A 21,209-nucleotide genomic window follows, 5' to 3' on the forward strand; every position below is an offset into this window, starting at 1 on the left:
AAGCGCGAGCAGCTACTAAAAATATAGCGATTGCAGGCCCTGCACAATGGACTCCAAAAGGGGGAATGCATGGACATCGAGTTTGCCACCCCGGCGCAGGTGGCTGGGGACTTTGCTGCAGTGTTGGTGGGCCTGGGCATCACCTTCACCGCCATGGCGCTGGCGGCCTGGGTGGGAGGGCGCCAGCTGGCCACGCCGCTGCGCGGACGCTGGGTGGTGTGGGGCTATGTCGGCCTGTGCTGTGTGGGGGCGTTCTGGGCGTATGCCAGCCACTGGGGCCGATTTGTCGCACTGCATGCGCAGGCCACTACGCTGGAGCTGCGCTACGCCGGGTCTTGGCAGTTGCCGGTGCGCCTGCAGGCCGACGAGATTCACACCGTGCTGGTGGGTTCTGCCAAGCCCGGCAGGCCTTGCTATGTGCGGGTGGTGCTCAAAGATGGCTGCAGCCACCGCAGCAGCGACGTGCCCACCCCGGCTGCGCAGTGCCGGGCTTTGCAGGCGCAGCTGCTGGGCTGGCAGCAAAGCGTGGTGCAGGGTGGCGCGGGCCCTGCACCGTAGTCACCCAGATCAGTCTGGCGTCGCGCCCGACTTCTTCACCAAATCAGCCCAGCGCGGAATCTCTTTGTCCATGTGCGCGGCCAGCTCTTCGGGCGTGCTGCCCACAATGTTCATGCCCAGCTGGTCGTGCAGTTTGGCTTGCACATCGGGTTGCTTGAGGGCTTTGACGATTTCGGCGTTGAGCTTTTGCACGATGGCCTTGGGAGTGCCCTTGGGTGCGTAGATGGCCTGCCACGACGACATCTCAAAGCCCGGCACGCCGGACTCGATCATGGTGGGCAGCTCGGGCGCGAGGGTGATGCGCTTGCCGGTTGTGACGGCCAGCAGCTTCACGCGGCCGGCCTTGGCCAGGGGCAGGGCGGCGGTCATCTGGTCGAACATGAAGGACACCTGGCCTGCAGCCACGTCGGTGAGTGCGGGGGGCGTGCCCTTGTAGGGGATGTGGGTGAGCTTCACGCCAATCAGGTCGCCAAACATTTCGCCCGCCAGGTGGGTGGAGGTGCCCGCGCCCGAGGACGCGAACATGCGCTTGGTCGGGTCTTTCTTGAGCAGCGCAATCAGCTCGGCCACGTTGTTCACGCCCAGCGAGGGGTTGATGATGAGCACGTTGGGCAGCGTGGCCACCAGGGCCACGGGCTCAAAGTCCTTTACCGGGTGGTACGACAGGTTCTTGTACAGGCTGGCGTTGATGGCGTGCGTGCTGATGGTGCCGCCAAACAGCGTGTAGCCATCGGGCGCGGCCTTGGCCACAAACGATGCACCAATGCCGCCTGCCTGGCCGGGCTTGTTCTCGACCACCACGGCCTGTTTCAGTGACTCTTGCAGCTTGTTGGCGATGGTGCGGCCAATGATGTCGGTGGAGCCACCGGCGGTGAAGGGCACCACGTAGCTGATGGGCTTGGCATTGGGCCAGTCGCTCGTCTGGGCATGGGCCTGGATGGCCGTCAGTGTGCCCAGTGCGGGCAGCAGCGCTGCAGCGCACAGAGCCAGCGCGGCGCGGCGCAGTGGGTGGTGAAGGGTTAATGGAACGGGTTGCATACATGTCTCCTGCAAAGGATGAAAAGGCCAGGGCCTCTGCGGGCCCTTGGATGGGGATGAATGTGTCGAGCCTTCAGCGCCCGTGCGCCTGCCGCCAGGCGGCAAAATCGGTCAGCGTTTGCGGGTTGGTGGGCGGGTACAGGCCAATGATGGTGCGGCCCTCCATCACCTTCTCGGTCACGAAGTCCTCAAACGCTGTCATCTCGGTCGCCTCGGCCGCGATCTCGTCGGCCAGGTGGGCGGGGATGACGATGACGCCCTCGCTGTCGCCCACCACCACGTCACCGGGGAACACGGCCACATCACCGCAGCCAATGGGCACGTTGATGTCGATGGCCTGGTGCAGCGTGAGGTTGGTGGGGGACGAGGGGCGGTGGTGGTAGGCAGGCATGTCGAGCGCCGCAATGTCGGGCGTGTCGCGAAAGCCGCCGTCCGTCACCAGCCCGGCCACGCCGCGTTGCATCAGGCGCGAGGCGAGGATGGAGCCTGCCGATGCGGCGCGTGCGTCCTTGCGGCTGTCGATGACCAGCACGGCACCGGGCGGGCAGTCTTCCACCGCCTTGCGCTGGGGGTGGTCGGGGTTCTGGAACACGCTGATGGGGTTGAGGTCTTCACGCGCCGGGATGTAGCGCAGCGTGAAAGCCTCGCCCACCATGTTGGCGCGGCCGGTGCGCAGCGGGTGCACGTCTTGCAAAAACTGGTTGCGCAGGCCGCGCTTGAAGAGGGCGGTGCACAGCGTGGCGGTGCTGACTTTGGCCAGCAAGGCGCGGGTGGTGTAGTTCAGGGCCATGGGTGTGGGGCTCAATGCAAAAAGGGTTGGGGCTGAAGGGGAGTCAGAAGATGTCGGGCTCGGGCACAGGCGCACCAAAGCCGGTTTCGAGAAAGTCAAAGTCGCAGCCCTGGTCGGCCTGCAGGATGTGGCGGCTGAACATCCACCCGTAGCCGCGTTCAAAGCGCGGTGGCGGCGGCACCCAGGCAGCGCGGCGGCGTTCCAGCTCGGCGTCGCTCACCTCCAGGTGAATGCGGCGCCCGGGCACGTCCACGGTGATGAGGTCGCCGGTTTGCACCAGCGCCAGCGGGCCGCCGATGTAGGCCTCGGGCGAGGCGTGCAGGATGCAGGCACCGTAGCTGGTGCCGCTCATGCGCGCGTCGGACAGGCGCAGCATGTCGCGCACCCCTTGTTTGACCAGCTTGGTGGGGATGGGCAGCATGCCCCACTCGGGCATGCCGGGGCCGCCCTGGGGGCCCGCGTTGCGCAGCACCATGATGTGCTCGGCCGTCACGTCCAGGTCGGGGTCTTCCACCGCAGCCTTCATGGTGGCGTAGTCGTCAAACACCAGCGCCGGGCCGGTGTGCTGCTGCAGGTGCGGGGCGCAGGCGCTGGGCTTGATGACGGCCCCGTTGGGCGCCAGGTTGCCGCGCAGCACGGCCAGTGCGCCTTCGGCGTAGATGGCGGTTTCGGTGGTGCGGATCACGTCGTCGTTGAACACCTTGGCGCCTTCGATGTTCTCGCCCAGCGGCTTGCCGGTGACGGTGGCCGCGCCCAGGTGCAGGTGCTCGCGCATGCGCGACATCAGGCCCAGCAGGCCGCCTGCGTAGTAGAAGTCTTCCATCAAATACGTGTCGCCGCTGGGGCGCACATTGGCCAGCACGGGCACGCGGCGGCTGGCGGCGTCAAAGTCATCGAGCGTCACGGCGCAGTGCGCGCCCGCACGGCGCGACATGGCCACCAGATGCACGATGGCGTTGGTCGAGCAGCCCACGGCCATGGCCACGTTGATGCCGTTGAGGAAGGATTCGCGGCTGAGCAGCTTGGCCGGGGTGTCGTCCTGCCACACCATCTCGACAATACGGCGGCCGCTTTCGGCGCTCATGCGCACATGGTTGGCGTCGGGTGCGGGGATGGACGATGCGCCCGGCAGCGTCATGCCAATCGCCTCGGCAATCGCCGTCATGGTGGCGGCGGTGCCCATGGTCATGCAGGTGCCGTGGCTGCGGGCAATGCCTGCTTCCACACCCAGCCATTCGGTCTTGCTCAGGTTGCCCGCGCGGCGCTCGTCCCACAGCTTCCAGGCGTCCGAGCCCGAGCCGAGAATCTGCCCGTTGTAGTTGCCGCGCAGCATGGGGCCTGCGGGCACAAAGATGCAGGGCAGGCCTGCGCTCATCGCACCCATCAGCAGGCCGGGGCCGGTCTTGTCGCAGCCGCCCATCAGCACCGCGCCGTCCACGGGGTGGCTGCGCAGCAGCTCCTCGGTCTCCATGGCCAGCATGTTGCGGTAGAGCATGGTGGTGGGCTTGACGAAGGCCTCGGCCAGCGAAATGGCGGGCAACTCGATGGGGAAGCCCCCGGCCTGCAGCACGCCGCGCTTCACGTCTTCGACCCGCTGCTTGAAGTGGCCGTGGCAGGGGTTGATGTCAGACCAGGTGTTGACGATGGCAATGATGGGCTTGCCCACCCAGTCCTCGGGCGCGTAGCCCATTTGCATGATGCGGGAGCGGTGGCCAAAAGAGCGCAGGTCGTCCGGGGCAAACCAGCGGGCGCTGCGCAGGGAATCGTAGGTGCGGCGTGTCATGCAAAACATTAAAGCACTAATATATTAGTGCGTCAATGCGACAATCCCGCCCATGCCCGTGATTGAAAAAGTGATCGAAAAAGTCCGCCTGGACCGCTCGCGCCATGCCGCGCCCCAGGTGTTTGAAAAACTGCGCGAGGCCATCGTGGCGCTCGACCTGGTGCCCGGCACCGTGCTGGCCCGCGCCGAGCTGGCCGAGCAGTTCGGCATCAGCCAGACCCCCATCCGCGACGCGCTGCTCAAGCTGGGCGAAGAAGGGCTGGTCGACATCTTTCCGCAGCACGCCACCGTGGTCAGCCGCATCGACATCAGCGCTGCCAAGCAGGCACACTACCTGCGCCGCTCCATCGAGCTGGAGGTGGTGCGCACCCTGGCCCAGCAGCCCGACCCGGCCACGCTGGAGCGCTTGCGCGCCCAAGTGGAGCGCATGGTCCTGGTGATGGGGCCCGAGCACTACAGCGAGTTCGTGGCCGCCGACCAGGACTTTCACCGCCTGATGTACGAGGCGGCCGGGGTGGCCGGCCTGTGGGACTTGGTGCGCCGCATGTCCGGCCATGTGGACCGGCTGCGCCGCCTGCACCTGCCCACCGAGGGCAAAACCGCCGCCGTGGTGCAAGACCACCGCGCTATCGTCGATGCCATTGCGGCGGGCAACCCGGCCGATGCCCAGGACCAGCTGCGCGCCCACCTCTCAGGCACGCTGAGCCAACTCGACGAGATTTGCGCCCGGCACCCGGACTACGTGGTGGCGTGAGTCTCTGATCGCGTCAGGCACCCGGCCCCGGCGGCGTGTGCCCTCGCCACCAGACGCGCCACCGCGTGCCCAGCCGCCGCTTGATGGCACGGGCCGCCCGCCAGGGCCACGACGCCCGCACGCGCACCAGCAGCGGCTCTTTGAAGCCCACCCAGCGCTGGTACAGCCAGGCAAACCAGTGCAGTTGCATGAGGGCTGGGCGCGTCAGCGTGAACAGGCGGGCCAGCACCGCGGTGCCCACCACCTTGGCCCCCAAAATGATGAGCATGCCCAGGCCTACATGGCCATGCCCCATGGCCCACAGGGCCAGCAGCTTGATGGGCAGCAAGGTGAGGGATGGCAACACAAACAGCGCCAGCGCGGCCCAGGGCGGCAGTGAGCGCACAAACCCCTCGATCCACCGAAACCCAGGCCAGCGACCGATGCGTGCCAGCACGCGCTGCAGAGGCTCCCAACCCCATTCCTCGAAGGCCACCAGCACAGCCAGCAGCCAGGTGCCCAGGTGGGCCAGCCAGCGCAGGGGGATCAGAAGCCAGTGGGGTTTGGGCATCAAATAGACCTCTAACGCTTGTTGATAAAGCGCTGGCAGCTATTGAAGTAATAGCATTGAAGGCCCCATGCTCCGGCACATGGGGCCTGCAGCAAGAGGGGTGTAAGCCGCTTAGGTGAAGCCAAACGGCGGTTTCTCAAGCCAGGGCCTTGCAGGGCCTCGGCTTTGCCGTGATCTGACTGCCCTGGCGTTACGCGGGTGCCTGGATGCCAGCCACCTTCACCACCCGGCGCCAGCGTTCGATCTCCTTGCGGATGAAGTCGGTGTAGTCGGCTGACCGGGACACGACCACCACCAGGCCTTGCGCCTCCAGTTGCTTGCGGGTGTCCGAGGCTTTGAAGGCGGCCTCCATCTCCTTTTCGAGCCGGGCGACCACGGCGGGTGGTGTGCCCTTGGGGGCCGAGATGCCCACCCAGGACACGGCCTTGAAGCCCGGGTAGCCCGCCTCGGAGATGCTGGGCACATCGGGCAGTTGCGGGTTGCGGAACAGGCTGGTGACGGCCAGTGCCCGCAGCTTGCCGCTGCGCACATGCGGCGCCACGGCGTCCAGGTTGGTGAACATCATGCCCGCCTTGTTGTCGATCACTGCGTCCAGTGCGGGCTTGGCGCCGGTGAAGGGCACGCCCGTCAGTCCCAGCGTGGTGCAGTTGCGGGCGCCGGAAGAGCCGCTCACGCAGGTGCTCACGGTTTGCTTGAGCAGCTCCATCGACAAATGGCCCGAAGAGGCGTGCACCTGGGCATAGGTGAGTTTGCCGGGGTGGGCTTTACCTGTTTCGATGAGGTCTTGCAGCGACTTCAGGGGCGATGCGGCGCCCACCACCAGCACGTTGGGACCTTCGGACAACTGCGAGATGTGCACGAAGTCCTTGAGCGAGTCGTAGTCGAGGTTGGGGTTCAGCGCGTGGCTGATGGCGTTGGTGCCCACGCCTGACAGCACCAGCGTGTAGCCATCGGGCGCAGCCCCGGCGGCGGCCTTGGTGCCCTTGGCGTCGGTGTTTTCCACCTGCACCGGCTGGCCCAGCTCTTGTCCCAGCTCCTTGGCCATCAACCGGCCCAACTGGTCACTGCTGCCGCCTGCCGGGAAGGGAATGATCAGCCGCAAGGGCTTGGTGGGCCAGTTCTCTTGCGCCACGGCGGGCAGGGCGAAAGAGGCGGAAAAAGCGGCGAGCACGCACACCGCTGCTCTCAAAAATGGCATGGTTCAGTCTCCAGTCGTTGTTGTTGTCGCCATGCGGGCATGGCGTGCGGGTCAGCGGCCGGGGGCGCCCCAGCGCTGCCGCCTGCACTGGGGCGGGAGTATAGGAGTTGATGTCTGATGTCGTACCACTGGAGAACCCTTGGCTGGAACCCGTGCGCGGGTCACTGAGGGGGTGGCCTGACCTGACGGGCGCCTAAACCAGGCTGCGCAAGGCTTCTCGCAAGCCGGGGTAGGCGAAGGCAAATCCCTCGCGCTGCAGCCGGGCGGGCACGACGTTTTGCCCATCGACAAACAGCTGGGCCATCTCGCCCAGGGCCCAGCGCAGGGGCGCTGCGGGCATGGGCAGCCACACGGGGCGGTGCAGCAGTTGGCCTGCAGTGCGGGCAAAGGTGGCCTGGGGCACGGGCTCGGGGGCGGTGGCGTTGTAGATGCCCTGCATGGATGGGCTGTTCTGCGGGCTGTTGGGCGTGCCGAGCAGCGCGGTGGTGATGAGCGTGAGAACATCGTCGCGGTGGATCCAGCTCATCACCTGCTGGCCAGAGCCCATGCGCCCGCCCAGCCCCAGCCGGATGGGCCGCAGCAGCGGCGGCAGCGCGCCGCCAGGCCCCAGCACCACACCCAGGCGCAGCACCACTTGCCGGATGCCCAGGGCGGTGGCCTGTGCGGCGGCTTGCTCCCAGCGCACGCACAGCTCTGACATAAAGCCCTGGCCGGGCGCGCTGGTCTCGGTGAGGGGCTCCTCGGCCGGGCGCACGCCATAAAACCCGATGGCCGAGGCCTGCACCCACACCGACGGGCGCTGCCCTGTCTGCTGCAGCCGCTGGAGCAGGGCCTGGGTGGTGCCCACGCGGCTGTCCAGCAGCACCTGGCGGCGGGCGGCCGTCCAGGGTGGGCCGACCACGCGGGCCCCGGCCAGGTTCACGATGGCGTCGATGCGGTCCGTGGCGGCAATGGCGTTGAGCGTGGCCACACACCGCACGCCAGCGCCCAGTTGCCGGGCGGCCAGCGCGGGGTTGCGGCTCCAGACGGTGACGGCGTGGCCTGCTGCCATCAGCCGCTGCACCAGGGCCTGGCCGATGAACCCGGTGCCGCCTGTGATCAAGACCTGCATGGTGAGATTTCCTTGTGTCTGTGTGCAGGGGAGGATGCCCCGTCGCGCCCATTGTGCGCAGCCTGCGCGCGCTAGGGCTTGTGCGTCCCGGATGGCCCTCCCCAGACCGGACCGTGTTTTGCCATCGCTCAAAGCGAGGTGTGACATCTTGTATCGAGATGCTGGAGAGGGAGCCTGTGCCCAGGTGTGTGGGCGCTGGTTTTTAAAATCGAGGGTTTTCCCTAGGCGGGAGTCCGGGCGGTTGCCCGCCTTCTGCTGCGAAAGGTTTTGATGTCTGCTTCCCCCGCCAGCGCAGCCGATGCGCCGCACACCCCTCCCCGCAACTCACCCCAAAAGGTGGCCGTGGCCTCGCTGATCGGCACGGCCATCGAGTTCTACGATTACTACATCTATGCGGCTGCGGCGGTGCTGGTGTTCAACTCGCAGTTTTTCCCCAAGGGCGATCCGGCCGTGGCCACGCTGCTGTCGTTGTCCACCCTGGCATTGGCGTTTTTGGCGCGGCCCATTGGCTCGGCGCTGTTCGGCCACTTTGGTGACCGCATTGGTCGCAAGCGCACGCTGGTCGCTTCGCTGCTGACCATGGGCCTGTCCACGGTAGCGATTGGCCTGCTGCCGGGTTACGACCAGATCGGCCTGGCCGCGCCGCTGCTGCTGTGTGTGTTTCGCATCGGCCAAGGCATTGGCCTGGGGGCGAATGGGGCGGTGCCGCACTGGTGGCCACCGAGAACGCGCCCCCCGGCAAGCGGGGCTGGTTTGGCAGTTTCCCGCAGCTTGGGGCGCCCATCGGGCTGTTTGCCGCCAATGGCGTGTTCTTCATCATCACCGCCCTCATTGGCCCCAACGCCATGATCGCCTGGGGCTGGCGCATTCCGTTCGTGCTGTCCATCGTGTTGGTGGCGGTGGGGCTGTATGTGCGCCTCACGCTGCACGAAAGCCAGGTCTTCCAGGACGTGGAGAAAAGCGGCCGCAAGCTGGCAGCCCCCGTCAGCGCCGTGTTCACGCAGCATGGCGGCAAGGTGCTGCAGGGCGCACTCATCATGACCACCACCTACGTGCTGTTCTACCTGATGACGGCGTTTGTGCAGGTGTATTCCAAAAGCCCGGCGGGCGTTTCGGCCGCAGGCCACCCCACAGGGCTGGGCATCCCGGCCAACACGTTCACGGGTATCTTGTTGATAGGGGCCATCGTGTTTGGCATCTTCTGTATGGTGGCGGGCCACCAGGCCGACAAATGGGGCCGCCGCCGCTGGATGATGGCTGTGACCGTAGGCATCATGGCCTTTGGCGCCCTGATGCCTGCGTTGCTCACGCATGGCACGCCAGGCTCGGTGCTGCTGTTCATCGTGATCGGCATGGCGCTGATGGGCTGCACCTTTGGCCCCATGGCGGCCTTGCTGCCCGAGCTGTTCCCGACCGAGGTGCGCTACTCGGGCGCGTCGATGGCCTACAACCTGTCGTCCATCGTGGGGGCGTCGTTGCCCACCTTGATTGCGATTGACTTGAACAAGTCCTATGGCCTGGGCGGCGTGGGCTTGTACCTGGCGGCCAATGGCTTGTTCACACTGGCTGCGTTGTGGACCAGCCGCGAAACCAGCCAGATCGACTTGGCCGACGTAGGCCGCTGAGCTTCCGTGCTGGCCCGGGAGGGTCAGGGCTTGCTGGCGTCGGCGGGCTTAGCGGTGGGCGGCAGCTGGTCTGCTGCGACCACCCGATTGCGACCCTGGCGCTTGGCCTCGTACAGGGCCTGGTCTGCCAAGTGCTGCCACTGTGTCCAGTTGCCTCCAGCCTTGCGGATGCAGGCCAAACCGATGCTGACCGTGGCGCCAAGGGGGCCTGCATCGGTGGCAACGTTCAGCCTGGCCACTGCGTCGCACAACCGCTGGGCCGTCACCCCTGCGGCATCGGCGGGGGTATCGGGCAGGTAGACGACAAACTCTTCGCCTCCAAAGCGGGCCAGCACATCCGACTCGCGCAACTGGCTGCGCAGGCATTGCGCGCAGGCGGCCAGCACCTGGTCGCCTGCCGCATGGCCGTGCATGTCGTTGGTGCGTTTGAAGTGGTCCAGATCGATCAGCATCACGGCACTGCCTGCAGGAAGCTGCGAAGGCAGGCGCGATGCCAGCCACAGCCGATTGCCCACGCCGGTCAGTGCGTCGGTGTGGGCCAGTTGTTCCAGGCGTTCCGAGGCCCGTTCGCTCGATAAGGCGGCCACCATGAGGGCAACGCCGAAGTGGCAGAACATCTGGATGTAGAACGCCCATGCAAAGCCGCTGGCGTGCGCACTTTCACTCACGATGAAGCCCAGCCGCAGGGCATAGATGCAAGCGCTGAGCAAAAGGAAAGCTGCGAGCGGACCACGGGAAGGCTGGGGCTCGACACGCCGGTCCCGCCAGACATCCCAGGACGCCAGCAGCAGCGCCACGGTGGCCGTGGCGTGGAACACGCCCGCGCGGTGCAGATTGTTCAGCGGGAATTGCGTGAGCACCCCGATGATGAACAGCGTTGCGGGGATGGAGACCAGTGTCTTGATGGGGATAGTGCGCCTGCCGCTGAATGCCCGCATGCTGGCCCAGAACAGCGGGTAGGCGACTGTGCCCAGCAGCAAGCTGCCATGCGTCCACAGCCAGGAGGGCAGCGCCAGGTACTCACCCCTTGCGGCCAACTCGGCCCCAAGCGCCAGCAGTAGGTAGGCCAGCGCCAGCGGCTTCAACCCTCTGGGGCGGCACGAATGCCGACTGACGTGGTAGATGCCCACTGCACCTGCGGCCAAGGCAGTTTTGTAGACAAGAAGGACGGTGGGGAGGTGAATGCTGAAGACCATGATGTGGTCTGAAGAGGTGGCGCGGTCTACCTTTGTCCAAGGTTTTTGGCGCCGGAATGGCGTGGATGAGGCGCTTAGATGTAATCGATGGGTGTGTCGTCAGTGAGGCATGCCGGCCTGCCTGTAGGGGCAAAGAGGGTGAGCCGGCAGGCTTTGTTTTAAACGCCCCGTGCCCGGTCGGCCTTGAACTGGGCGCGGAACTGGCTGAAGGTGCCCGCGTCCAGCGCCTCGCGCACTTCGCGCATCAGGTTCAGGTAGTAGTGCAGGTTGTGCACGGTGGTGAGCATGGGGCCCAGCATTTCGCCGCAGCGGTCCAGGTGGTGCAGGTAGGCGCGCGAAAAGCCGCCGCGCCCGCCCTGGTCCCAGGCCACGCCGTCCTTGCCTGCGCAGGCGTGGCAGGTGCAGCTGGTGTCGAGCGGCTGGTGGTCTGACTTGTGGCGTGCGTTGCGGATCTTCAGGTCGCCATAGCGGGTGAACAAGGTGCCGTTGCGCGCATTGCGCGTGGGCATCACGCAGTCGAACATGTCCACGCCTTCGGCCACGCCCTGCACCAAGTCCTCGGGCGTGCCCACGCCCATCAGGTAGCGCGGCTTGTGGGCGGGCAGGCGGTGGGGCGTGTGGGCCATGATGTCCAGCATCTCGTCCTTGGGTTCGCCCACGCTCACGCCGCCCACGGCGTAGCCGGGGAAGTCCATCTCGACCAGCGCTTCCAGCGACTCCTGGCGCAGGTTTTTGTACATGCCGCCTTGCACGATGCCGAAGAGCGCATTGGGGTTCTCCAGCCGCTGGAATTCGTCGCGCGAGCGCTTGGCCCAGCGCAGGCTCATCTCCATGGATTTGCGCGCCTCGGCCTCGGTGGTGAGGTGGCCTTTGGTCTCGTACGGCGTGCACTCGTCGAGCTGCATCACGATGTCGCTGTTGAGCGTGGTCTGGATCTGCATGCTCACCTCGGGCGACATGAAGAGCTTGTCGCCGTTGACAGGGCTGGCAAAGGTCACGCCTTCTTCGGTGATCTTGCGCATGGCGCCCAGGCTCCACACCTGGAAGCCGCCCGAGTCGGTGAGGATGGGCTTGTCCCACTTCTCAAAGCCGTGCAGTCCGCCAAAGCTCTGCATCACGTCAAGCCCGGGGCGCATCCACAGATGAAAGGTATTGCCCAGGATGATCTGCGCGCCCATGTCGTGCAGGCTTTGCGGCATCACGCCCTTGACGGTGCCGTAGGTGCCCACGGGCATGAAGATGGGGGTCTGCACCACGCCGTGGTTGAGCGTGAGGGTGCCACGGCGGGCGTGGCTGGAGGGGTCTGTTTTGAGAAGGTCGAACTGAAGCATGGGTGCAATTGTCCCAGAGCCTCGGCCGAAACCTCCAGACACCGGAATTTGCACTGAGTTTGCTCTGTATCTGAAAGGGCTTGTGTAGCGTGACTACACTGGCCTTATCAGCAACGCACAAGGAGAACAGCATGCTCAAGATTCTGGTGGCGGTGGACGGTTCGGAGTTGTCGCTTGACGGGGTGCAACACACCCTGCAATTGCTGAAGCAAGGGCTGCAAGCCAGTGTGGTGCTGGCCCATGTGCAAGAGCCCGCCACGTTGTACGAGCTGGTCACCAGCCGCGACCCGGACCTGATCGCGGCAGCGAGTGTGGAGGCGGGTGAACACCTGCTGGCCTCAGCGCGCGCGCTGCTGGATGCGGCGGGCGTGGCCTACGAAACCGACATTAGTGTGGGCGACGTGGCCCACACGCTGGTGGACATGGCCGAGCGCAATGGGGCCGACCTCGTGGTCATTGGCGCCAAGGGGCATGGGGCCTTGAGCAGTGCGCTGCTGGGCTCGGTGTCGCAAGAGGTGGCGCGGGCGAGTGCCGTGCCGGTCACCATCGTCAAGCACGCCCAGGTGGTGGAGCTGCTGGACACAGAAGACTGAGGTTTGCCCGCCTAGTGGTCTTTGTGATCGCCCAGCAAAAAGGCCGCGATGCGGCCTTTTTTTATACCCCGCGCTACGGCGGCGGGAGGAGGGGCAGCCCGCTCAGGCGGCCTTGCGAAACGGCTCGGCAGGGCGCTGCAGCTTGCCGTGGGGCAGGGTGGCCAGGCGCGAGAACATGCGGCGCACGTAGCCGCTGACCCACAGGCATTTATTGAGTTCGTCCACCGGCAGGGGGCCAGACACCACGACGATGTCGTTGGCCTCTTGCTGTGCCCCTGCGGCACGCAGGCGGCGGCGGGTGTTGTTGGCCCAGGACTGGATGCGGGTGGGGCTGCCGTGCTGGTGCACCTGGCCCGTGTGGGCGTCAAAGGCAATGGCGACGGTGTCCGTCTTGAGCTTGAACCTGCGCTCACCCGTGACGGCGCTGGGCGTTTCACGCATGTCGTACAGGTAGTAGCTGCCTGCTTTGAGCTGGTATTGCATGTCCATGGGTGTGTTCCTCTTTGTCGGCATTGTCGAGGGCGCACTGGGCAGGCAATGGCTGGTAAAACGATGGGAAAGTGGCTCTTATCGAGCGCTTTTCACAGAGGGCTACGCCTGTTGTTGTGCGCGTGCCATTGTGGCGGCCAGTCGGCACCATTCTGTGAAACTTGAGGAAGATGTCGTAACGAGTTGTGAGCGGACGTTAGGGCCGCGTTCACAGGTGGTCTTTGCACCGAGCCCTGCGCAGTTCGCAAGGGGGCGCGGCGCACGAAATGGGCTCTGCCCCAGCGTGGGACGCCGAGCAAGGGCCGCCCCGCAGCGAGGGCGTCGTCCCCCTTCCCGACTCGCGTAGCGAGGAGAGAGAAGGGGGAAGCGGCGTAGCCGCTCAGGGGGATGACCGCTAGAAATCCACCAGACTCAACCCCAGGCTGAACACGGTGCGCTTGCGGTTGTAGTCGATCATGCTGTCGCCATAGCCGCTGAACAGCGCGGTGTGCAGGCGCAGGTTGCTCTTGCTGCCCCACAGGCCGCTGCCCAGGGTTTGCATCCATTCCAGCCGCACCGAGCCCCGGCCGCTGCTGGACAGGGCGCTGCGGAAGGTGGCGCCCAGCGTGTTGTCCTTGTTGGCGTTCCAGAACACGGCCAGCTCGCCCCGGCCGACATAGTCGCTGATGCCAGGGTTGTCGTCACTGTCCGCGCTTTCAGACAGGCGCTTCCACAGCTTGGCGTTCACGCTCCAGCGGTTGTCCAGCTCCATGCCGCTCATCAGGTAGACGCGGTTCCAGCTGCGCGACAGGGGCTCACTTTGGCCGTTGGACTGGTGCACCAGACCCACGCCGCTGTAGCGCCAGCGCCAGCCAAAAGGCAACTGGGCGGTGGTGGGGTAGACGTACATCACCTCGGGCTCGTGGTCGGTGGCGCGGAAGGGGCGCGAGATTTGGGGCGTGAACAGCTGCCAGTACGACTGCTGCGAGTAGCCAAACCACACCGAGTCCTTGAGCGTGGGGTGCCCCTGCGTGAGCAGCCCCTGCGCCAGCTTGGTGCGCACCGACAGCTGGATGCGGTTTTCGGTGGTGCGGTAGGGCGTGCTCTCGGTGGCCGAATGGCCGGGAGACGGCGATGTGGGCTGGCGGTTGACCGAGTCTGATGCCACCACCGACACGGTGATGGGCCGGTAGCCCCGGAAGCTGAAGGTGCCGCAATCGCTGCCCGACTCCAGCTCCCAAAAGCGCGAGAGGTCGCTGTACTGCGGGTCGCGGCAGCCTTCGGTGCGGGCCACTTCGATGATGCGCGTGGCGGGCAAGGTGGTGTCTACCGGCGTGGCAGGCGCGTTGGCATCGGCCACCGGCGAGGCTGCTGCAGAGGCCGATGCCGACGCTGCAGGGGCCTGCCAGGCCTGCTGTCCGGCCCAGGCGTCAAAGCAAGCCAGGCGTGCCGTGCTGTCGCCCGACAGGGCGGCGCAGCGGCGCCAGGCGGCGTCGTTGGCCGAGGCGGTGGAAGCCGTGGAAGCGGGTGTGCCGGGCGCGGTCTGCGCCATGGCGGCAGCAGGGGCCAGCAACAGGGCCAAGGCTGCAGGCCAAGCGCTGCGGCGGCCCGAGTGGGCGGGGGTCACTGCCAGCCCGCCTGCTTGCGCAGGATGAAGGGCTGCTGGGTGTTGGGTGTTTGGGCGTTGTTCCATGTTCCGCGTATTTCCTTGCCGCAACTGCCTTCCACCACCCGGCCTGTCCAGGTGGCGCTGATGTTGGTGCCGTTGATCGATTCTTCCAGCGTCAGGTCGCCGTCATCGACGTCGCCACTGACCTGGGCCGTGGCGCCGCTGCGCTGCACGGTACCACGCACGCTGTGTGCCAGCTCCGGGTGCGGGCCCAGTTGCAGCACCGCCTGGGTGGGGGGCTGCGGGGGCGATGCACCGGGCGCGATGGCGGGCAGTTCCGCGTGCCAGCGCCCTTGCAGGTGCTGGTGGGTCATGGCCACCGCCGCCGTGCAGGCTGCGCTGGATTGTGGGTTGTTTTGGCCTCTAGCGCTTGTAGGACAAGCGCTGATAGCTATCAAAATCAAAGCGGCTGATGCCAAAGAGCAGTGGAGTGGCAGGAGGGCGGAACGGAGCATGGCGTGGCTTTGCTGGGGAGGCGGCACCGCTCAGGCGGCGGGCGGTGTGCCGGCTGCCTGCGCCTTCTTGGCGGCAAACTCGGCGCGCAGGGCTTTGAGCTTTTCGCGGGGGTCTTCGCGCACGGTGGTTTTGTCCAGGCCCATCTCGGCGATGAAGCGGCTGGGCTGCGCGGCCACCATTTCGCGGCCCTTTTTGCGGCGCTTGGTCCAGCTCACGGCCAGCGTGCGCTGGGCACGGGTGATGCCCACGTACATCAGGCGGCGTTCTTCCTGCAGGCGCTGCAGCGTGTCGTCACTTATCTTTTGCTGGCGGCCTTCATCGTCGTCGAGCTTGAAGGGCAGCATGCCCTCGGTCACGCCCACCAGCACCACGTGGGGCCACTCCAGCCCCTTGCTGGCGTGCAGGGTCGACAGCGTGACCATGTCCTGGTCCTTCTCGCGCTCGCTGATGGTGGACAGGAGCGCAATGGTCTGCGAGACCTCCAGCAGGCTCTTGGTTTCCTTGGCCACCACGGCGCCCGCTGTGTCGTCGATCTGGCCGCCCGCGCGCTGCGCCATCCAGTCGCAGAACTCCATCACGTTGCTCCAGCGGGCGGCGGCCACCTTCTCGCTGTCTTCGTTGTCGTACAGGTGCTGCTCGTAGCCGATTTCCTTGAGCCAGTCGTTCAGGAATGTGCGGGCATCCTCGGCGCCGTGCGTGCGGCGCGCGCTGTATTCCAGGTAATTGATGTAGCGGCCAAACTCATGCAGGCCGTCCATGGCGCGCTTGGGCACCGCTGCAGGCAGCATGCCGTTGAACAGTGCGCCAAACATGCTCTGCTTGTGCTGCGTGGCAAAGGCGCCCAGCGATGCCAGCGTGGTGTGGCCGATGCCGCGCTTGGGCGTGGTGATGGCGCGCAAAAACGCTGGGTCGTCGTCGTTGTTGATCCACAGGCGAAACCAGGCGCACAGGTCCTTGATTTCGGCGCGGTCAAAAAAGCTGGTGCCGCCCGACACCTTGTACGGCACGTTGGCCTTGCGCAGTGCTTTTTCAAACGGCTTGGCCTGGTGGTTGGCGCGGTACAGGATGGCAAAGCTCTTCCAGTCCGGAATGGGGTTGACCGAGGCGCGCAGGCTCAGGATGCGCGCCACGGCGCGGTCGGCTTCGTGCTCCTCGTTGTCGGCGTCCACCACACGCACTGGCTCGCCCTCGCCCAGTTCGCTGAACAGCGTCTTGGGGTACAGCTTGGGGTTGGGGCCGATCACGTTGTTGGCTGCGCGCAGGATGGCGCTGGTGGAGCGGTAGTTCTGCTCCAGCTTGATGACCTTGAGGTGCGGGTAATCGACCGGCAGCTTTTTGAGGTTGTCCAGCGTGGCGCCGCGCCAGCCGTAAATGGACTGGTCATCGTCGCCCACGGCCGTGAAGTGCCCGTCCTTGCCCACCAGCAGCTTGAGCAGCTCGTACTGCGTGGCGTTGGTGTCCTGGTACTCGTCCACCAGCACATGGCCCAGCGCCGCTTGCCACTTGGCGCGCACTTCCGGAAAGTCGCGCAGCAGGCGCAGCGGCATGCCGATCAGGTCGTCAAAGTCCACGCTCTGGTAGGCCGTCAGGCGCTCTTCGTAGCGCGCCATCAGCGTGGCGATGATGCGCTCGTTGTCGTCCGCCGCCTGCGCCAGAGCCTCCTCGGAGGTCAGGCCCATGTTCTTCCACTTGCTGATCACCCACTGCCACTGGCGCGCCGTGGCCATGTCGGTGGTGCCGCCCGAGGCGTCTTTGAGGATGCCCGTCACATCGTCGGCATCCAGGATGCTGAACTGGGGCTTGAGGCCCAGCACATGGCCATCTTCGCGCACCATGCGCACCCCCAGGGCGTGGAAGGTGCACACCAGCACATCCTTGGCGCGGCGGCCAATCAGGTGCTGCGCCCGCTCGCGCATTTCAGAGGCCGCCTTGTTCGTGAAGGTGATGGCCGCAATGCGCTTGGGGTCCATGCCTTTTTCGATCATGTGGGCGATCTTCATGGTGATCACCCGCGTCTTGCCCGAGCCTGCGCCGGCCAGCACCAGGCAGGCCCCATCGGTGTAGTGGACAGCCTGGAGCTGGGCGAGGTTGAGACCGGCAGACATGGAGCGCTAGATGGGGGTAGTGAGAGGGGGAGAGCGGACATGCACGGCAGGTGCAAGGGGGGCGAATGATACCCCGCGTTGATTTCAGGCCACAGGCGGTAGCTGCTGTGTGTCGGCTCGCTCTGGGCAATTGTTAACTAGCGTTAAAGGGTGCCGCGAATCCGGATTTGCCCGATCGATTTTGGGGCCGCGGCCTTATTCTTCTGGAATCTGTCGCGGATTGTGCCGGGCGCCGCCACGGGGTTTTTTACCAGTTGGTGGCATGGACGCAGACAACGCGATTCAATAGCGCGGTGCGAGCCGGTTGTTGAATGGGTTTATGGGGGGTGTTTCCTCCATGGTCACTGGTTTCTGTCACGCGTTCCGGGCCCTTTCGCTCCCTCCCTCCACGAGACCAGGTATGAAAAAGAATTTGAGTGGCGACATTGCAACCGGTTTGCTGTCGCCCGCCCTGCGGGCCCGTTTTCTCGAACTGTTTTCCGTCGCATCGCGCAAGTCGGTGTTTGCCTGGCGCGAAGCCGCGCTTTCGCGGGCGCAGGTGTTGGTGCTCGATGCTTCAGCGGGCGAGGTCGATCTGCCGCACTGGCCCCCTTGTGTCATCTGGGTGGGCGAGCAGCCTGCGCGCTGGATGAGGGCGTCCACCTGGGTGGGGCGCTTGCCGCCGGACTACACCGTGGCCGATTTGATTGACATGCTGGACCGTGCCGCCGTCTTCCTGATGGACTGGAAGGCCCGCCAACCCCAACCCGCCTTCGTGCCCGTGGGCGCCCAGACTCTGGCGACCGGCCAGGGCGCTGATGCCACGGCGCGTTACCGCCTGGCCAGCTGGGTGGCGCTGGCAGCCCCCTTCAACGGGCCCAGCTACCTGCGCGCCCTGGCCATGCTGGCCCGCGAGGCCGTGACGGTGGCACAGTTGCAAGAGCATGGCGGCCTGGCACCTGAACAAGCGAGTGCTTTGCTGGTAGAGCTGCGCCAGCGCGGTGTGCTGCGCACCCAGGTGGCTGCGGTGCGGCCCGTGGGCACGCAACCTGGGCACCCCACGCCGGTGGCGGGCCAGCGGCGCTTGGTGCAGCGCCTGACGCACTGGCTGCGTGGAGCCATTCGCACATGACACACCCTTCAACCCCCGCTCAGGGCCCCGGCGGAATGCACCGCATTGCCTTGCTGGGCCCCATGGGCATTGGCAAAACCACGGCCATCCATGCGCTGTGCGGCAGCGACATGGTCTCCACCGATGTGCCCAACCTCGACCGTGTGGCCCACACCAAGGAATACACCACGGTGGGCGCCGAGTTTGGCGAGATCGACCTGGGCGATGGCGAGCGCGTGCAACTGTGCGGCTGCCCCGGGCAAGACAGGTTTGACTTCATGCGCCAGTGGGTCATCTCGGTGTCCGTGGGCATCTTCGTCATGGCCGACCTGCATGCCCCGGACGCCCTGGAGTCCACCAGCGCCTTGTTGCACGAAGCTGCCGCTGCGGCCCTGCCTCCAGTCACTCTGGTGCTCAGTGCGCGCGCGGCATCGCAAGAGCAGATCGAGTCCTTTGCCGCAGGCCTGATGGCGGCGGGGCATGGCGTCGTGCCGGTGTTGCCCGTGGACGTCAGGGACCGAAATCAGATGTTGCAGGCCCTGGGGGTTTTGGTGACGATGTTGTCATTGCGTAACGAGTCTCTATGAAGCCATCCCACCCCTCGATTCCGGCGTCTTTAGTGACCTCTTCCAAGCAAGCGTTAGACAGCTATGCAGCCCCCATCGATGGGTTGCAGATGGCGCTGCTCACCACCCCCGACGGCTTTGAGATCGCTTCGCTGCGCAATCGCTCCGACCTGCAAGTCAACCGTCTGGCCGCCATGGCCAGCTCGCTCATGGCCATGGGCCGTGCGGTGGGGCGTGAGATCCATGTGTCCAACTGCAACCGCCTCACTTTTGAGGCCGAGGGCAACGTAGTGGTCTTTCAGGCCATTGGCGGCGATTTTCCCTGCATCCTTTGCCTGGTGCTCCGGCCAGGGGCCGTGCTGGGTCGGGCGCTGTGGGCTGCCGGAGAAATCTCCCAAACCCTGGCTGGGCAGCGCTGATGCTGCGGGCCAGGCAGGCCGCTGGCCTGTGTTGAATTTGAGGGTCGGGTGTGGCGTTTCATTGGCAGCCATGCCTGTTTCATAACAAAGCCAGTGCGATCAAAGGAAAGCAAATGTCCAATCTGAATGAATCCCTGAGCCAACTCATTGCTGTCGATGGTGCCCTGTGCGCTGCCATTGTGGACAGCTCCAGCGGCATGTTGCTGGGCAGCGCTGGTGGCGGCGTTGACATGGAGCTGGCAGCCGCTGGCAACACCGAAGTGGTCCGCGCCAAAACCAAGACCATGCGCGCGCTGGGGCTGGACGATGTGATCGACGACATCCTGATCACCCTGGGCAAGCAGTACCACATCATTCGCCCCATGGCCAGCAAAGAAGGCATCTTTATGTATCTGGTGCTGGACAAATCCAAGGCCAACCTGGCCCTGGCGCGCCGCAAGGTGCAAGAGGTCGAAAAGTCCCTGGAGTTCTGACATTCAGGGACTAGGTCTGTAACACTTGTTTGCACTCCCTTGCGGGAAATCCCGCTTGGGGGCTCTGGTGCTTGTCGGGATACTGCTTCGCACATCCCGGCATTCCAAAAATCAGAGAGAACAACACAGTGCAGGCCTTTCGCTTCTCCTTCCGTTTCCCTTCCCCCGTTTCTCGCTTTTCCCCCCGCCCTTTCAGCCCACTGACCTTGCGGCCTGCCGCACCGGGCTCCCTGTTGCGTGCCGCACTGGTCGCTGCGGGGGCTGTGCTTGCGCTGGGCAGTGCCCCCTGGGCCCAGGCCCAGGGCTCGCATGTGCCTGTGCGCATCGGTGTGATCGGGCCGTTCACCGGTGCCTCGGCCGATTTTGGCGTGCCCATGCTCAACGGCATCAAGCTGGCGGTCGAAGAAATCAACGCCGTGGGCGGCTACATGGGCCGCCCGATGGAACTGGTGGTGAAAGACGACATGGCGGACCCCGCCCGGGGGCGCCAGGCCGCGCAAGAGCTGCTGTCTGAAAAAGTGTCCGCTGTGCTGGGGTTTTGCAACTCCGGCGTGGCCTTGAAGTCGCTGGATTTGTTCCAGCAAGCCAAAACCCCCCTGATCGTGCCTTGCGCCACGGGCTCGGCCATCACCAGCACCTACCCCGCCCCAGAGAGCTACATCTTCCGCGTGCAGGGGCGCGATGCGCTGCAGGCGCCCATGATGGTGGACGAGGTCGTCAAGCGCGGCTGGGACAAGGTTGCGATTTTTGCCGACACCACCGGCTACGGCGAAGGCGGCTACAAAGATGTGGTGGACGCCCTGGCGGCCAAGAACCTCAAGCCTGTGCATGTGGCGCGTTTTCCGCTGGGGGTGAAGGACCTGAGTGCCGAGCTGTCTGCCGCGCGCAATGCGGGCGCCAACGTGATCTACAGCTACACCGTCGGGCCAGAGAACGCCGTCATCGCCAACGGCAAGAAGGCCCTGGGCTGGAAGGTGTCCCAAGTCGGCCCCTGGACGCTGTCCTTCCCCTTCTTTCTGGACGGTGCCAAAGACGCGGCCGAGGGCGCGCTCACGGTGCAAACCTTTGTGGCCGAGCCCAGCAACGAGCGCCGGGCCTCGTTCCTGTCAGGCTACAGCCGCAAGTTCCAGCGCAAGCCCGCCGTGCCCATGGCCGCCGCCAACGCCTACGACGCCACCTACCTGCTGATGTATTCGTTCCTCGGTATCCGCGACGGTAACCTGACGGGCCAAGCCATCAAGGAATCTCTGGAAGGCAAGATGAAGACCTACTACGGCGTGGTCACCACCTACGACCACCCCTTCAGCGCCAGCGACAAAGACGCCATCACCCGCAACATGCTGGTGGTGGGCATGGTGAAGAACGGCGCCATCACCTTTGCCTACCCCGAGGATGCCAAGCGCAACCTGATCGTTCAGCGCAAACAGTGACCCGGT

20 protein-coding genes and 1 pseudogene are annotated in these 21,209 nt (G+C 65.5%); 9 read left to right on the plus strand and 12 right to left on the minus strand.

Annotated features, from left to right (window positions below; all coding sequences use genetic code 11):
• Positions 1-69 precede the first annotated feature (69 nt).
• Entirely contained in the window at positions 70-558 is a 489-nt protein-coding gene (locus tag EAG14_RS02350) for a hypothetical protein (protein ID WP_162995883.1), read from the plus strand.
• A gap of 9 nt (positions 559-567) precedes the next feature.
• Here EAG14_RS02350 and EAG14_RS02355 read toward each other — a convergent pair whose 3' ends face one another.
• From EAG14_RS02355 to araD, 3 genes are all read right to left on the minus strand, one after another.
• Positions 568-1,596 (minus strand): tripartite tricarboxylate transporter substrate binding protein, encoded by a 1,029-nt coding sequence (locus EAG14_RS02355; RefSeq protein ID WP_121727948.1) that lies wholly within the window; start codon positions 1,594-1,596, stop codon positions 568-570.
• 73 nt (positions 1,597-1,669) lie between these two features.
• Positions 1,670-2,386: a ribonuclease activity regulator RraA gene (locus EAG14_RS02360; RefSeq protein ID WP_205603491.1), complete on the minus strand. Its 717-nt coding sequence runs from the start codon at positions 2,384-2,386 to the stop codon at positions 1,670-1,672.
• Between the two features lie 43 nt (positions 2,387-2,429).
• Positions 2,430-4,169: an L-arabinonate dehydratase gene (gene araD / locus EAG14_RS02365; protein ID WP_121730259.1), complete on the minus strand. Its 1,740-nt coding sequence runs from the start codon at positions 4,167-4,169 to the stop codon at positions 2,430-2,432.
• Between the two features lie 52 nt (positions 4,170-4,221).
• Here araD and EAG14_RS02370 point away from each other — a divergent pair, with 52 nt between their 5' ends.
• Complete coding sequence (locus EAG14_RS02370; protein ID WP_121727949.1) at positions 4,222-4,923, plus strand: GntR family transcriptional regulator; 702 nt, start codon at positions 4,222-4,224, stop codon at positions 4,921-4,923.
• Between the two features lie 13 nt (positions 4,924-4,936).
• On the opposite strand, the gene EAG14_RS02375 is transcribed toward EAG14_RS02370, so the two are convergent.
• The 3 genes from EAG14_RS02375 to EAG14_RS02385 all read right to left on the minus strand — a co-directional run bounded on the left by EAG14_RS02375 (position 4,937) and on the right by EAG14_RS02385 (position 7,782).
• The gene (locus tag EAG14_RS02375; protein WP_162995884.1) at positions 4,937-5,473 is read right to left on the minus strand and encodes a hypothetical protein; all 537 of its coding nucleotides are present in this window, start codon (positions 5,471-5,473) and stop codon (positions 4,937-4,939) included.
• A 190-nt stretch (positions 5,474-5,663) separates the two neighbouring features.
• Positions 5,664-6,671: a tripartite tricarboxylate transporter substrate binding protein gene (locus tag EAG14_RS02380; RefSeq protein WP_121727950.1), complete on the minus strand. Its 1,008-nt coding sequence runs from the start codon at positions 6,669-6,671 to the stop codon at positions 5,664-5,666.
• Between the two features lie 193 nt (positions 6,672-6,864).
• Complete coding sequence (locus EAG14_RS02385) at positions 6,865-7,782, minus strand: TIGR01777 family oxidoreductase (protein WP_162995885.1); 918 nt, start codon at positions 7,780-7,782, stop codon at positions 6,865-6,867.
• A 270-nt stretch (positions 7,783-8,052) separates the two neighbouring features.
• Between EAG14_RS02385 and EAG14_RS02390 the strand changes: the two are divergent.
• Positions 8,053-9,407, plus strand: a pseudogene (locus tag EAG14_RS02390) (MFS transporter).
• Positions 9,408-9,430: 23 nt separating this feature from the next.
• Here the strand turns inward: EAG14_RS02390 and EAG14_RS02395 are convergent.
• Together EAG14_RS02395 and tgt are read right to left on the minus strand one after the other, a co-directional pair.
• Complete coding sequence (locus EAG14_RS02395) at positions 9,431-10,603, minus strand: GGDEF domain-containing protein (RefSeq protein ID WP_121727952.1); 1,173 nt, start codon at positions 10,601-10,603, stop codon at positions 9,431-9,433.
• Positions 10,604-10,761: 158 nt separating this feature from the next.
• Positions 10,762-11,934, minus strand: a complete 1,173-nt coding sequence (tgt, locus tag EAG14_RS02400; RefSeq protein WP_099656841.1) for a tRNA guanosine(34) transglycosylase Tgt — start codon at positions 11,932-11,934, stop codon at positions 10,762-10,764.
• A gap of 131 nt (positions 11,935-12,065) precedes the next feature.
• On the opposite strand from tgt, the gene EAG14_RS02405 reads away from it, so the two are divergent.
• Positions 12,066-12,527, plus strand: coding sequence for a universal stress protein (locus EAG14_RS02405; protein WP_121727953.1), 462 nt, complete (start codon positions 12,066-12,068; stop codon positions 12,525-12,527).
• A 102-nt stretch (positions 12,528-12,629) separates the two neighbouring features.
• Here EAG14_RS02405 and EAG14_RS02410 read toward each other — a convergent pair whose 3' ends face one another.
• From EAG14_RS02410 to EAG14_RS02425, 4 genes are all read right to left on the minus strand, one after another.
• Entirely contained in the window at positions 12,630-13,016 is a 387-nt protein-coding gene (locus tag EAG14_RS02410; protein WP_099656839.1) for a hypothetical protein, read from the minus strand.
• A 394-nt stretch (positions 13,017-13,410) separates the two neighbouring features.
• Positions 13,411-14,688, minus strand: a complete 1,278-nt coding sequence (locus EAG14_RS02415) for a phospholipase A (RefSeq protein ID WP_369827641.1) — start codon at positions 14,686-14,688, stop codon at positions 13,411-13,413.
• The gene (locus EAG14_RS02420; protein ID WP_240456911.1) at positions 14,619-14,978 is read right to left on the minus strand and encodes a hypothetical protein; all 360 of its coding nucleotides are present in this window, start codon (positions 14,976-14,978) and stop codon (positions 14,619-14,621) included. Before EAG14_RS02420 ends, EAG14_RS02415 begins: the two co-directional genes overlap by 70 nt.
• A 171-nt stretch (positions 14,979-15,149) precedes the next feature.
• Positions 15,150-17,225: an ATP-dependent helicase gene (locus tag EAG14_RS02425; protein WP_099742180.1), complete on the minus strand. Its 2,076-nt coding sequence runs from the start codon at positions 17,223-17,225 to the stop codon at positions 15,150-15,152.
• Between the two features lie 400 nt (positions 17,226-17,625).
• Here EAG14_RS02425 and EAG14_RS02430 point away from each other — a divergent pair, with 400 nt between their 5' ends.
• The 5 genes from EAG14_RS02430 (at position 17,626) to EAG14_RS02450 (ending at position 21,203) form a co-directional block, all read left to right on the plus strand.
• The gene (locus EAG14_RS02430; RefSeq protein ID WP_121727955.1) at positions 17,626-18,336 is read left to right on the plus strand and encodes a hypothetical protein; all 711 of its coding nucleotides are present in this window, start codon (positions 17,626-17,628) and stop codon (positions 18,334-18,336) included.
• On the plus strand, positions 18,333-18,902 hold the full coding sequence (locus EAG14_RS02435; RefSeq protein ID WP_099656835.1) for an ATP/GTP-binding protein: 570 nt from the start codon (positions 18,333-18,335) through the stop codon (positions 18,900-18,902). The genes EAG14_RS02430 and EAG14_RS02435 overlap by 4 nt, the downstream gene beginning before the upstream one ends.
• On the plus strand, positions 18,899-19,300 hold the full coding sequence (locus EAG14_RS02440; RefSeq protein WP_121727956.1) for a roadblock/LC7 domain-containing protein: 402 nt from the start codon (positions 18,899-18,901) through the stop codon (positions 19,298-19,300). Before EAG14_RS02435 ends, EAG14_RS02440 begins: the two co-directional genes overlap by 4 nt.
• Before the next feature lie 113 nt (positions 19,301-19,413).
• Entirely contained in the window at positions 19,414-19,773 is a 360-nt protein-coding gene (locus EAG14_RS02445; protein WP_099656833.1) for a hypothetical protein, read from the plus strand.
• A gap of 206 nt (positions 19,774-19,979) precedes the next feature.
• Positions 19,980-21,203, plus strand: coding sequence for an ABC transporter substrate-binding protein (locus EAG14_RS02450; RefSeq protein WP_371414396.1), 1,224 nt, complete (start codon positions 19,980-19,982; stop codon positions 21,201-21,203).
• Positions 21,204-21,209 lie beyond the last annotated feature (6 nt).

This window comes from Acidovorax sp. 1608163 (assembly GCF_003669015.1).
GTDB lineage: Bacteria > Pseudomonadota > Gammaproteobacteria > Burkholderiales > Burkholderiaceae_C > Acidovorax.